Genomic DNA, 13,128 nt, shown 5'->3' with positions numbered 1-13,128 from the left:
GCCACAACCTTTCTCAATAGCCACGTCTGACGTCCACGATGTTGAGTAATTGCCGACCATCGGCCAAACGCCTCAGGTTTTCCAGGATCAATTCAAAGCGCCTGTTGTTGCGCTGCTCCGAAATCCATGAATTGTGGGGTGTGATGTGCACGCGGTCGATGCCCCACAGCGGGTGGTCTTTAGGCAGCGGCTCCTGATCGAACACATCCAAATGCACACTTCTGAAGCGTTCCTTTCCAAGTGCCATCAATAGAGCTGCCTCATCCAGCACCGCACCTCTGGAAATATTGATGAGAACAGCATCCGGTTTCATGTGGTCCATAAATTGCTGATCCACGAAGTGTTCTGTATGCGCGGTCTGGGGCAGCGCGATCACCACAGCGTCACAGCACCTGGCAAGCTCAAGTTTGTCGTCCGCGCTGTAAACCTGATCAAATGCTTCATGGGGCTTTCCATGAGTATTCAGCCCGATCCGGCGCACTTCGAAACCACTGAGACGTTTAGCTGCCTCCTGAGCAATAGTCCCTGTGCCGAGAAAGCCGATGGTCTTTCCGACCAGCTCCAAGACGTCGGTTGTGATTTTCCACTCTTTCTTTCTCTGTTGATTGTAAAACCAGGCGCTGTTTTTAAATGCGCTCAGCAGATTCCAGACAATCCATTCACCCATTGGTTTAGAATAGCCGCCGCGGTTGTTTGTCACCACCAGATTTCGAGCCGTCACGCGCTCTGCCGGAAGTTGATCAATTCCAATAGAGGACAATAAGATGTACCTCAGCGCAGGCATGACATCCAGGTCCAATTCTTTGAACGGGTTATAGCATACCAGTACCTCAATGTCGCTAAGATCATGCTTAGAAGTTTCAAGCTCGGACTCCTTGATGTACAAAACTTCATGTCCCAGGGCTCGAATCTCAGCCATTGCCTGTACGCCGTAGTCATAAGTCATTAGCAGTTTCATAGTCGTCCGCCACCTTTAAGCAGATTTTAGTCTATTATATCACGGGTTCGGCCTATGCATTCACCTGTTTTTAAGCGCCATACTCAAAGCCTGCCATGCAAGCTGAGAAAAGCCTGAATGACTTCAGGGTCGTATAAGATGCCACTCATCTCAGAGAAATGGCGAAGAACCTGGTCCAAAGGCCAGGGTTTTTTATAGACGCGGTCTGAGACGAGTGCGTCATAGACATCTGCCACCGCGACGATTCGACCGTATAAATGAATTTGGCGGTCTCTCAGACCTTCTGGGTAACCTGAGCCATTCCAGCGTTCATGATGCTGTTTGGCAATCACAGCACCGGCCTGATAAATTGGTGAGATGGACACCATGAGATAGGACCAGCCTCTTGCAGCATGGGTCTCCATAATTTTTCTCTCTTCCAACGTCAGAGGACCTGGTTTGGTCAGCAGCGGATCCGGTACTTCATGTTTTCCGACATCGTGATAAACCGCCGCTTTTTTTATCAATTGAACTTCTCCGTCCGGGAGTCCCATAGCGGCCGCGATTTCTGCAGAACAAGCTGCCACTCGGGCGATATGTTCCTGGGTTTCTTTAGAATAGAGGACGGCATCCAGCCGCCGGCTGACAACACCCTCCATTAATTCCGCTTCGCAGCCGCTGGCTTGGGCTTCCCGGACCATGGCAGACAAGTCTTTGAAGCTGTATGGGTTGACTTCGTTTTCAGTCAGGGAAACCACTCCATTTCAAGAGATGAGAGTTCAAATCAGATCAGTAATTGAATACTTTAAGGGTACTCGAACCAGCACGTATTGTCAATATATGGAATATCATCCTTTCTCAAACTTTCTTCTAAAGCACGCCAAAATAATAAAAAAACGGGGAATTGGCTTTGATACCAATTCCCCGCATTTTAAGTTCTAATGTCCGACAAGCTCAATTAATAGCTCGCCCGATTTAACGCTTTGCGTCAGACTGACGTTGATTTTAGCGACCTTGCCATCTACTGGCGATGTCACCGCGGTCTCCATCTTCATAGCCTCGACAACCGCAACGGTTTGACCGGCCTTGACCGTTTCCCCTTCCTTCACCAGAAGCTTAGTGACGGTCCCGGGAATAGATGAGCCTATTTCGAAGGGATTGGAGGGATCCGCCATTGCGGAATAAGACTCTGTCACGGTCATTTTGCTCGTCTTGTCCTTAATTTCGATTTCTCTGCGATTGCCATTGATTTCGAAATCTATTGTTCTATTGCCCTTTTCATCCAGCTTTCCTATTTCAATGAGCTTGATGACCATAGTCTTGCCGACTTCGAGCTCGACCTCACAGGTTTCACCCTCGGCGAGACCATGGAAGAAGACATCGCTTCCCATTCTGCTGAAATCGCCGTTTTTAGCGACCCAATCGAGATAGTCTTCAAAGACTTTAGGATAAAGCGCATAGCTGATGACTTCCGCCTCGGAGAATTCACGCTTGTACTTGGTCTCCAGCATAGCCTTGATGCCGTCCATATCTTCCGGTTCAAGCAATTCGCCCGGTCTGCAGGTAATTGGCTGGATATCTTTTAATACCAGCTTTTGAAGCTTTTCAGGGAACCCGCCTTGTGGCTGTCCCATCATACCTTGGAAGTACGCGACGACCGAATCCGGGAATGCCATATCTTTAGCTTTATCGTAGATGTTTTCTTCTGTAAGCTCATTCTGAATCATGAAGATCGCCATGTCCCCAACTGCTTTAGAGGAAGGGGTGACCTTGACAATGTCCCCAAACATGTCGTTGACGGTTCGGAACATTTCCTTGACTTCGGTAAAGCGGTGGCCGAGGCCAAAGCTTTCCACCTGAGGCTTCAGGTTAGAGTATTGCCCGCCTGGAATCTCATAGCGGTAAATCTCAGTACTTGCCGCTTTGAGATCCGACTCAAACTGAGAGTATACCGGTCTGACAGACGCCCAGTAGTCGCTGAGGAGTTGAATGGATTTCAGGCTGATACCTGTATCCCGCTCTGTGTTTTCCAGTGCCGCGACAATAGAGTTCAGCGCAGGCTGGCTGGTGACCCCTGACATGCTGTTAAAGGCGGTGTCGACAATATCCGCGCCGGCTTCAGCCGCCAGGAGCATGGACGCGACGCCGTTGCCCGTCGTATCGTGCGTGTGCACGTGAATTGGAATGGAAATTTCATCCTTGAGGGCTTTGACCAGTTTGAAGGACGCATACGGCTTAAGAAGCGCCGACATGTCCTTGATGGCAAGAATATGGGCACCCATGCGCTCCAGCTCTTTGGCCATATTTACATAGTATTTGAGGGAGTACTTGTCTCTGGATGTATCGAGGATATCTCCGGTGTAGCAGATTGTGGCTTCTGCGATTTTCCCGGTCTTTATGACTTCGTCAATGGCAACTTCCATGCCTTTGATCCAGTTCAGGGAATCAAAGATTCTAAAGACGTCAATGCCTTTGGCTGCCGATACTTGAATCAGCTCACGAATCACGTTGTCCGGGTAGTTTTTGTAGCCAACGCCGTTAGCGCCGCGCAGAAGCATTTGGAACAGGATGTTCGGGATGCGCTCACGCAGAATTTCAAGGCGCTCCCATGGCGATTCTTTCAGGAAACGGTAGGCGACATCAAAGGTTGCGCCACCCCACATTTCCAGTGAGAAAAGATCTTCCGCAAGGTGTGAGGTCGCCTTGGCGATACGAGTCATGTCGCGAGTCCGGACACGAGTCGCCATCAGTGATTGATGGGCATCCCGCATGGTGGTGTCCGTGAGAAGGAGTTTCTTCTGGTCGTGGATCCAGTTCACGAGACCATCGGCCCCACGCTCGTTTAAGATTTGCTTTGTGCCATAGAGTACTTTCTTCTCGAACTTCGGCACCAGCGGCACGTCGTATTCACGCTTAAAGCCTTTGGTCTCATTGACAACTTTCTCGCCAATATAATTGAGGACTCTGAGCTCAATATCCTTTTTGGCGTGAATATCAAAGAGCTCTTTGTTCTTGAGGATGAAGTTGGTATCACAGGCACCGCGCTTGAAAGTCTCATGGTTAAGCACGTTGATCAGGAAGGCTGCGTTTGTTTTCACGCCGCGGATGGTGATCTCCCGGATCGAGCGGATCTGCTTGCGAATAGCGTCATCAAAGGTTCTGCCCCAGGTCGTGGACTTGACGAGGAGACTGTCATAATATGGGCTGATGATGGCACCGGTGAAGCCGCTGCCGCCGTCAAGCCGGACACCAAAGCCGCCGCCGGTTCTGTAGACGTCCATTTTACCCGTATCCGGCGCAAAGTTGTGGGCTGGATCTTCTGTTGTGATCCGGCACTGAATGGAATAGCCGCGAATCTGAACGGCGTCCTGGTTAGGCAGATTGATTTCTACAGAACCAAGTGGGTACCCCTCTGCAATTCTGATCTGCGCCTGGACAATATCGACACCGGTGACCATCTCAGTAACCGTATGCTCAACCTGAATTCTAGGGTTCATTTCAATGAAGTAATGCTTGCCGTCCTGGTCTACCAAGAACTCACAGGTCCCCGCATTTTTGTAAGCGACAGAAGCGGCGATCTTAATAGCGTCCTGACAGATTTCGAGGCGCTTCTCTTCCGGCAGGGAGAACGCCGGTGTATACTCGATCAGCTTTTGATGCCGCCGCTGGATGGAGCAGTCACGCTCAAAGAGATGCACGATATTGCCGTAGGCGTCTCCTAAAATCTGAACTTCAATGTGTTTTGGATCTTCAAGGTACTTCTCGATGAAGACATCCTCAACGCCAAAAGCTTTTCTGGCTTCATTCCGGGCAGAATGCAGCTCTTCAATGAGCTTCGATTCTTCCCTGACAATCCGCATGCCTCTGCCTCCGCCGCCGGCAGCCGCTTTGAGCATGATAGGATAGCCTGCTTCATTTGCGAAATGAATAGCTTCTTCATCCGTACGGATGGGCTTCTCACTTCCTGGAATGACAGGAACACCTGCTGCAACCGCAACGTGCTTGGAGTTGATCTTATCACCGACGCGGTGCATCATCTCCGGAGTAGGTCCAATAAAAGCAATGCCGGCTTCTGCGCACTTCAGGGCGAACTCAGGATTTTCGGATAGGAAACCATAGCCAGGATGAATGGCATCAACGCCTTTTTTCACTGCCAGCTTAATAATTTCATCAATGTCGAGATAGGCTTCGATCGGGCCTTTATTTTTTCCGATCAGATAGGACTCATCTGCCTTGAGTCTGAACAAGGCATTTTTATCCTCGTTCGAATAAATCGCCACGGTACGGATGCCGAGCTCATTGCATGCTCTAAAGATCCGGATGGCTATTTCGCCGCGGTTTGCAACGAGGACCCGCTTGAATTTTGTTATCATTTTGCTCACCTTTCCTATCATAATATTGTATATTAATTTATAAATATGTATATCGCTTTCAGATGTTCCTATCAATATATCAGCATAAAATAAAGTTTTCAAGCCCATTTGCTTATTTTTATAAAATTTTTTTAGTTAATTTTTAAATAAAAAAAGGAGAGCACGACATCATAGCGACACTTGTCCGCTAGGCACGTACACTCCTTGATTCATCTTTATACCCGTCTTGCATAGACCGCTTTCAGCTTAGAACTGAAGTCCATTTTGTTTATGGGCTGCTTTGACAGCGTTGTGCATGAGCATCGCGATCGTCGTTGTGCCAACGCCCCCAGGAACAGGCGTAATCATGGACACCTTATCCTTAACGTCCTCAAAGTCCACGTCGCCAACGATCTTGCCGTCTTCACTGTGAATCCCGACATCAATGACAATAGCGCCCTCGCCGACCATGTCGCGCTTCACAAATTTCTTCACGCCTATGGCCGCGATCAACACATCCGCTTTAGAGGTCACTTCCGCCAGATTTTTCGTCTTTGAGTGGCAAATTGTCACCGTTGCGTTCTTTCTAAGCATCAGCATGGCTGCCGGTTTTCCGACAATGTTGCTGCGGCCGAGAACAACAACATTCTTGCCGGTAAAGTCGAGTTCTTCAATTTCCGTCATTTTATAGATACCATATGGTGTGCACGGCACGAAGCCATCCTCGCCAATAGACAAATTGCCTACGTTCATGGGATGAAAGCCGTCAACATCTTTAAGCGGATCAATGGTTTCTATGACACGTTTCTCATCAATGCCTTTTGGCAGCGGCATTTGAACTATCAGACCGTGAACGGACTTATCCGCGTTGATCTCACGAATCTTGTCCAGAAGCTCCGCCTCGGTAATCGTCGCCGGAAGCGCTACCACTTCGGAAGCGACGCCATATTTTTGAGAGGATCTTGCGATCATGCCCACATAGGCCATAGCTGCGTCATCTTCACCTATGATGATGACATCCAGTTTTGGATCAATGGCCTTGCTCTTGAGAAACTCAACTTTTTCGAGGATTTGCTTTTTAACTGCTTCAGCGGTTTTTTTACCTTCCAATAAACGCATTACTGAATGACCTCCCGTCGCGTGGGCCTGAAGTCAGCCATTCAAAGCTGGCTAGAGGCTCCAAGTTTAGACCAAAAGATAGAAAGAAAGCAAAACGGATCAGTCTTACAGCACCGTCTCCGTTTTGCTTATAGGTTGCTTTCCGAAGCGCTTGTTAACCCTTGATTGAATCCTTGTAGGTAAGGATCAGGTCACGGGCTGCTTTCGCTTCATTGATTCTTCTGACCGGCGTGCCGTGCGGCGCATCCTTGAGAAGTTCAGGTGAGTCAATGGCTTCATGAGCAATCTTGATCATAGCGTCGCAGAACTCGTCGAGGGTTTCCTTGCTCTCAGTTTCTGTTGGCTCGACCATGATCGCTTCGTGGACGATCAATGGGAAGTAGATGGTTGGCGGATGGTAACCGTAGTCAAGCAAACGCTTGGCAACGTCCAGCGTACTGACAACCATACCATTTTCCTTGACCCCGGCAAGAACAAACTCATGCTTGCAAAGTCTGTCCATAGGAAGGTCAAAGTCCTTCTTCAGGCGGTGCATCATATAGTTGGCGTTCAAGACAGCAGTTTCACTGACTTCCTTAATACCTTCACGACCCATAGTCTTGATATAAGTATAGGCGCGAAGGAGGATGCCATAGTTGCCATAAAAGCCTTTAATTTTGCCGATGGAAAGCGGGCGGTCATAATCCATAAAGTACTTGCCGTCTGCGAAACTGACCACAGGTTTTGGAAGGAATGGCTCGAGGAATTTCTTGACGCCTACTGGACCCGCGCCTGGACCACCGCCGCCGTGAGGCGTGGAGAATGTCTTATGCAGGTTGTAGTGCATAACGTCAAAGCCCATGTCGCCAGGTCGCGTCTTGCCCATGATGGCGTTCATGTTGGCGCCGTCATAGTAAAGGAGACCACCGGCTTCGTGAACGAGTTCCGCGATTTCCTTGATGCTCTTCTCGAACAAGCCTAGGGTGCTTGGGTTGGTCAGCATGAAGCCGGCAACCTCATCACTCAAAGCAGCTTTCAACGCTTCAACGTTGACGGAGCCATCTGCCTCAGACTCGATCTCAACGATATCAAAGCCCGCTACTGCAGCAGTTGCAGGGTTTGTACCATGAGCGGAGTCAGGGACAATGATCTTGGTTCTCTTGAAATCGTTGTTGTGCTGATGGTAGGCTTTGATCAGGAACAGGCCGAGGAGCTCGCCGTGAGCGCCTGCAGCAGGCTGGAGCGTGACGCTGTCCATCCCTGCGATTTCAGCCAGCATGTCAGAAAGCTCATGCATCATGCGCAGCGTACCCTGAAGTGTTGAATCCGGCTGATATGGGTGAAGTCTGGACATACCTGGCACAGAAGCTGCGTCTTCATTGATTTTTGGGTTATATTTCATAGTACAGGAGCCAAGCGGATAGAAACCTGTGTCTACGCCATAGTTCTTGTTGGAAAGGCCGGTGTAATGTCTTACGACATCCACTTCACACAGCTCAGGAAGCTGAGCGTCTTCTTTTCTGAGAAGCTCAGGCGCGATAGCAGATGACATGTCTACAGATGGAACCCCAGTTGCAGGAAGCGAGTATGCCTTACGACCTTCTTTGGAAATTTCGAAAAGCAGTTTTTCATAAACTCTCATCATCTACATCACCTCCAGCATTGAGCAAAGTCGATCGATTTCCGCCTTGCTCCGCTTTTCGGTCACGCAGAAGAGATGGCCGCCCTCGATGCCATAATCCTCAGCTAAAGAGAACCCGCCAAGGAAGCCATTGTCGATCAAATATTGGTCAATTTTCTCAAAAGGAATATCACTGACTAAAGTGAACTCTTTGAAAAAGCCTCTGCCTTCGAAAGCAGGCTTGAACTTGCCTGTTGCGATCAGCTTATCATAAGTGTACTGCGCTTTGTCAAAGCACTGTTTTGCAACTTCCTTGAGGCCCTCTTTGCCCATGGTCGCCATGTAAATAGAGCCCATCAGAACGTTAAGACCTTGGTTGGAACAGATGTTGGAAGTCGCTTTGTATCTGCGGATATGCTGTTCACGGGCTTGAAGTGTCAGAACGAAGGCGCGTTTGCCATCTACGTCTTCAGATTGGCCGACGATTCTGCCAGGGATCTTTCTGACGTGCTCTGAACGCGTCGCGAGGAAGCCGAGGTAAGGACCGCCAAAGTTGATGACGTTGCCGAGACCTTGGCCTTCACCAATAACAATATCCGCACCATAATTGCCCGGTGTTTCGAGAACTGCCAGTGAAATTGGATCCACATAGGCAATGTAGACTGACTTTGTTTCTTTAGCCACTGCGCCGAGGGCGTGCATATCTTCTACCATACCCAGGAAGTTAGGGTTTTGGATGATAACGCCGGCGCAGTCAGGACACATAGCTGCTCTGAGAGTCTCAGGGTTGGTTTTGCCGTTCTCGAGCTCAACTTCGACCATTTCGTAGTCTCTGAAGTGGAAGTAGGTCTTCATGACGCTTCTCGCTTCTGGATTCAAGCCCTTTGAAACGACGACTTTCTTTTTGCGCTTGATAGTTGCCGCCATAATAGCTGCCTCGACTGCTGCCGTAGGACCATCATACATGGACGCGTTTGAAGCATCCATACCGGTGAGTTCACACAGCATGGACTGGTACTCAAAGATAACCTGAAGAGTGCCTTGGCTGATTTCAGGCTGATATGGCGTGTAAGCTGTAAAAAATTCCGAACGGCCAGCCAAATGCTTGATCGTTGTAGGAATGTAATGATCATATGCGCCCGCGCCACGGAAGCAAACAAGCTGATCAATGGATTTGTTCAGGCAGGATAACTGCTGAAGCTGATCCATCATTTCAATTTCTGAATACCCTGGTTCGAGGTTCAGTTCACCAGTGAAGCGCAGGTTTTCCGGGATATCAGAAAACAGCGATTCAATGGACGGTGCACCGATCACCTTGAGCATGTCCTGGCGATCCTGCTCCGTGTTGGCAATGAATTTATGCATGTCCAACCTCCTATAATCAAAGTTAAAGTACGCTTTTTGCGCACTAGACAAGCGGACACGAATTCCGAAGAATTCGTGTCGCTTTTAATTCGCACAATTAACGCAGCTTAAGACGTTATCAGCGATTATTCAGCGATAAACGCTTCGTAAGCCTCAGCAGTCATCAAGCCTTCGAGCTCAGACGCGTCGCTGAGTTCAAGTTCAAAAATCCAGCTCTCATATGGATCAGAGTTGATTGCTTCCGGTCCGTCAGCAAGCTCTTCGTTGACAGCCGTAACTACGCCGGAAACAGGGGAATAAGAATCAGAAGCCGCTTTAACGGATTCGATGACGCCGAAAACATCACCTGCGCTGAGTTCTGCACCTACTTCTGGGAGTTCGAGGTAAACAATGTCGCCCAATTGGTGTGCCGCATGATCAGAAACGCCAACTTTCGCCTTGCCGCCTTCAACTTTTACCCACTCGTGATCTTCAGAATAGTACAGTCCTTTTACAACATTCATCAAAAATCCCTCCGTCTAATTATGTTTTTTTATTTTTTATATTGTTTAGTATAGAAACGCTTGCTTACAACTTTTGCTTTGGCAGCTTTGCCGCGGATGATAACATCCACTTCCGTGCCCATCTCTGAGTACTTAGCGTCGACTAAAGCATTTGCTATGGTTCTTCCAAGTGTTGGGGAAGTATAACCTGTTGCGATATGTCCAATGACTTCGCCGTTGACAGCGACTTCATAGCCGTGGCGCGGAACGCCTCTGTCAACCATTTCAAGACCTACAGTTTTGCGAGCCAATCCTTCAGCCTTTTGCTTGACGAGAACATCACTGCCAATAAAAGGTGAATCCAGCTTGACAAAGAATCCTAAGCCTGCCTCAAGCGGGCTGATGTTGTCGTCGAATTCATTGCCATAGAGCGGAAGTCCAGCTTCAAAGCGGAGTGTGTCGCGGCAGCCGAGACCAGCTGGCTTAACGCCTAGATCCTGACCTTCTTTGAGAAGCGCTTCCCAGACAACCGGAGCAGCATCATGGCTCAGATAGACTTCGAAACCATCTTCGCCTGTGTAACCGGTACGAGATACGATTGTGTCAAAGCCACAGACTTTGACGCCATCTTTAAAGTAGAAAAATCCAATTTCATCGAGATTTGTGTCTGTCAAACGCTGAAGAAGCGCTTGCGCTTTTGGACCTTGAACAGCAATTTCACTCATACCATCTGACAAGTTCACAAGCTCTACGTCAAAACCAGCTGCCTGCTTCTGCATCCAGGCAAAGTCTTTGTCGACGTTGGAAGCGTTGATGACGAGGAAATAATGGTCTTCTGAATATTTGTAGTTCAGAAGATCATCCACAACACCGCCATTTTCGTTGCACATCATGGCATAAGCGATCTGATTAGGGTTGAGCTGCGAGACATCATTGGTGACCAGGTTGTTGACGAACTTCTCAGCGTCCTTCCCTTTGACGGAAACTTCGCCCATGTGAGATACATCAAAAATACCGACATTGTTTCTGACCGCTTCGTGCTCCACTACGAGGCCTTCATACTGTATTGGCATCTCCCAGCCGGCAAATTCGACGATCTTTCCGCCCGCTTTAAGATGTGATTCATACAGCGAGGTTCTCTTGAGCTCTGACATTGTTACATCCCTCCCATTAATCGTGGACTGACTAATTTGTACCCAATTTAAGTAAGACTAACACAATAACCTGTCGCATTTTTTGTGAAGAAAATGACAATAAAAAAGAACGCAACGACAGGGTTTGCCCGTGTTGCGTTCTCTGTTGATTTGCCTGAGAGCTTTACTCCTTCGGCGCCGCTTCTTGCGGCTTTTCAGAGACCTATCCTGAAGCCTTCCTTTTGCCTGAGAGTTTTTGACATCATCTGGCGGACGATCCCATTTCTCCTTCGGCTACCCCGCCAGCAAAATGCTGCGGAATGATCTCAGACTTCAATCATCTAGAAAATATTTAACTAATACTGAATTCATAATCTATAAAGACTATACATCATCCTCTGACTTTGGACAACTGTTATTTTACTTCTCATTCAATTCTGTCAATTTTCTACAAATCAACGAGCTATTTTCAAGTTATCAGGTCTATAGATTCACACCACCTCAGATTCAAAATCGTCATACTTTGCCAAATTGCCTCACCTTGACGACTCGTCAAATAACAGCTATGATGATTTCATTCACGAAAGCAGAAAGGAGACTCAAAGTATGCTAATCTTTATCAATCCCTTCACTGATCCGCATTTTAATCTTGCCGCAGAAGAATACATCATGCATGGATTCCGCGAAGATTGCTTCATGTTATGGCGCAACAGGCCTTCCATCATAGTTGGCAAGAATCAGAATACCATTGCAGAAATAAATGTGGATTATGTACAGGCAAACCAGATTCCTGTCGTGCGACGACTTTCGGGCGGCGGCGCAGTCTTCCATGACTTTGGCAATCTAAATTTTACTTTTATTAAAACTGATTCAGGCAAGAGTTTCAGTGACTTCAGAGGCTTTACCGAGCCTATTCTCGAAGTCCTACAATCCCTGGGCGTCAATGCCGAGTTCTCAGGACGAAATGATCTGACCATTGAAGGCAAGAAATTCTCAGGCAACGCCCAATACAAATACCATGACAGAACTCTCCACCATGGTACGCTGCTGTTCACCTCCGAAATAGCTGACCTCTCGAAAGCGTTGAAGCCTCGAGCCAGCAAGTTTGAAGGCAAGAGCATCCAGTCCGTTGTCAGCCGCGTCACCAATATCCAGGAACATCTCAAACATCTGGATCCGCCTATGGATCTTGACAAGTTTCAAGATCTGATTCAGTCTCATGTCATGCAGCGCTTTGGCGCGGAGGCTATTCACCCTTGGAGCGCTGAGGATATTGCCGCCATTCAGAAATTAGTGGAAGAAAAGTATGGCACATGGGCATGGAATTTTGGAAAATCACCAAATTACAGCTTTCAAAAAGAGAAAAAGTTTGCCGGCGGCTTGGTGGAACTCCACCTGGATGTCCAGCACGGCATCATTCGCAGCGCTCGAATTTTCGGAGATTTTTTCAGTCGACTTGATATCATGGATATAGAAAATGCCCTAATCGGTCAGCCTCATGATTTAACCGCCCTCAGAAAGATCTATGAGCAGTTCGCTATAGGAGACGATTATTTCACCAACATCACGGTGGAGGATCTGCTGGATATCTCGCTTTAGAACAAAAAAACAAATCCGCTTCGCATGACAGAAATCAGTCTGTCGCGAGGCGGATTTTTTATCCCCTAACAAAAAATTCGTCATCATCCGGGCTTCGCCGAGCCGCGCGTTTGATTTGCACCACTTCCACCACCTGCGAATGGAATAGCTTGTCGTGCCATCCAGCGGTTTCGTTGTCAATGATGATCCAAATAAATCCAATCATCAGGATCAGAGCAGAAGCTGTCTTGCCGATGGTTTCCCGAAGCAGCATCCTCACAAACGTAAGATCCTTTCCGGTCCGACGATCGATAATTTTCATATCCAGAATATACTTGCCCAGCGTCGTTGCCTTGGTCATTAAGTAGAGATTGAGCCCAGTCATCACCAACACGCCGAGCCAAAAGCCCGAGATCCATAACGAATGGTCCATAATGCGGTCAAAGGCGTAGACAACGGAGCCCCAAGTCAAAAGCTCCAGTAAAAACGCTTCAATTCGTTTTAACGGTCTTGCAGTTCGCGTTGTCATAAGGCTCCCCCCTTTCACCGGATGTCAGTTCCA

At 48.2% G+C, this 13,128-nt stretch carries 10 protein-coding genes and 1 riboswitch; of the genes, 1 reads left to right on the top strand and 9 read right to left on the bottom strand.

Going from position 1 to position 13,128, the window contains the following annotated elements; genetic code table 11:
* Positions 1-13 precede the first annotated feature (13 nt).
* The 8 genes from AC4PHM_RS16180 to gcvT form a co-directional block, all read right to left on the bottom strand.
* Entirely contained in the window at positions 14-958 is a 945-nt protein-coding gene (locus tag AC4PHM_RS16180) for a phosphoglycerate dehydrogenase (RefSeq protein ID WP_492018749.1), read from the bottom strand.
* An 83-nt stretch (positions 959-1,041) separates the two neighbouring features.
* Entirely contained in the window at positions 1,042-1,695 is a 654-nt protein-coding gene (locus tag AC4PHM_RS16175; protein WP_492018748.1) for an HD-GYP domain-containing protein, read from the bottom strand.
* Positions 1,696-1,875: 180 nt separating this feature from the next.
* A complete protein-coding gene (locus AC4PHM_RS16170; protein ID WP_492018747.1) occupies positions 1,876-5,310 on the bottom strand; it encodes a pyruvate carboxylase in 3,435 nt (1,144 codons plus the stop codon).
* 246 nt (positions 5,311-5,556) lie between these two features.
* The gene (locus AC4PHM_RS16165; RefSeq protein ID WP_492018746.1) at positions 5,557-6,408 is read right to left on the bottom strand and encodes a bifunctional 5,10-methylenetetrahydrofolate dehydrogenase/5,10-methenyltetrahydrofolate cyclohydrolase; all 852 of its coding nucleotides are present in this window, start codon (positions 6,406-6,408) and stop codon (positions 5,557-5,559) included.
* Between the two features lie 154 nt (positions 6,409-6,562).
* On the bottom strand, positions 6,563-8,029 hold the full coding sequence (gene gcvPB, locus AC4PHM_RS16160; protein WP_492020529.1) for an aminomethyl-transferring glycine dehydrogenase subunit GcvPB: 1,467 nt from the start codon (positions 8,027-8,029) through the stop codon (positions 6,563-6,565).
* A gap of 3 nt (positions 8,030-8,032) precedes the next feature.
* Positions 8,033-9,373 carry an aminomethyl-transferring glycine dehydrogenase subunit GcvPA gene (gene gcvPA, locus AC4PHM_RS16155; protein ID WP_492018745.1) on the bottom strand — a complete coding sequence of 447 codons (1,341 nt, stop codon included), beginning with the start codon at positions 9,371-9,373 and terminating at the stop codon, positions 8,033-8,035.
* Between the two features lie 125 nt (positions 9,374-9,498).
* Positions 9,499-9,876 carry a glycine cleavage system protein GcvH gene (gene gcvH, locus AC4PHM_RS16150; protein ID WP_291404656.1) on the bottom strand — a complete coding sequence of 126 codons (378 nt, stop codon included), beginning with the start codon at positions 9,874-9,876 and terminating at the stop codon, positions 9,499-9,501.
* 29 nt (positions 9,877-9,905) lie between these two features.
* Entirely contained in the window at positions 9,906-11,009 is a 1,104-nt protein-coding gene (gcvT, locus tag AC4PHM_RS16145) for a glycine cleavage system aminomethyltransferase GcvT (RefSeq protein WP_492018744.1), read from the bottom strand.
* 203 nt (positions 11,010-11,212) lie between these two features.
* A riboswitch (glycine riboswitch) is annotated at positions 11,213-11,329 on the bottom strand.
* Positions 11,330-11,594: 265 nt separating this feature from the next.
* Between gcvT and lplA the strand changes: the two genes are divergently transcribed.
* Positions 11,595-12,587: a lipoate--protein ligase gene (lplA, locus tag AC4PHM_RS16140; RefSeq protein WP_492018743.1), complete on the top strand. Its 993-nt coding sequence runs from the start codon at positions 11,595-11,597 to the stop codon at positions 12,585-12,587.
* 58 nt (positions 12,588-12,645) lie between these two features.
* Here lplA and AC4PHM_RS16135 read toward each other — a convergent pair whose 3' ends face one another.
* Entirely contained in the window at positions 12,646-13,095 is a 450-nt protein-coding gene (locus tag AC4PHM_RS16135) for an RDD family protein (protein ID WP_492018742.1), read from the bottom strand.
* Between the last annotated feature and the right edge of the window lie 33 nt (positions 13,096-13,128).

This window comes from Acidaminobacter sp. QWL-03, assembly GCF_058683855.1.
This window is presented reverse-complemented; position numbering and strand designations above follow the sequence as displayed.

Excerpts from the sequence above, each read along its gene's own strand:
- AC4PHM_RS16180 (WP_492018749.1), bottom strand. The coding sequence starts at position 958 with ATGAAACTGCTAATGACTTATGACTACGGCGTACAGGCAATGGCTGAG.
- AC4PHM_RS16170 (WP_492018747.1), bottom strand. The coding sequence starts at position 5,310 with ATGATAACAAAATTCAAGCGGGTCCTCGTTGCAAACCGCGGCGAAATA.
- AC4PHM_RS16165 (WP_492018746.1), bottom strand. The coding sequence starts at position 6,408 with ATGCGTTTATTGGAAGGTAAAAAAACCGCTGAAGCAGTTAAAAAGCAA.
- gcvPB (WP_492020529.1), bottom strand. The coding sequence starts at position 8,029 with ATGAGAGTTTATGAAAAACTGCTTTTCGAAATTTCCAAAGAAGGTCGT.
- gcvPA (WP_492018745.1), bottom strand. The coding sequence starts at position 9,373 with ATGCATAAATTCATTGCCAACACGGAGCAGGATCGCCAGGACATGCTC.
- gcvH (WP_291404656.1), bottom strand. The coding sequence starts at position 9,876 with ATGAATGTTGTAAAAGGACTGTACTATTCTGAAGATCACGAGTGGGTA.
- gcvT (WP_492018744.1), bottom strand. The coding sequence starts at position 11,009 with ATGTCAGAGCTCAAGAGAACCTCGCTGTATGAATCACATCTTAAAGCG.
- lplA (WP_492018743.1), top strand. The coding sequence starts at position 11,595 with ATGCTAATCTTTATCAATCCCTTCACTGATCCGCATTTTAATCTTGCC.
- AC4PHM_RS16135 (WP_492018742.1), bottom strand. The coding sequence starts at position 13,095 with ATGACAACGCGAACTGCAAGACCGTTAAAACGAATTGAAGCGTTTTTA.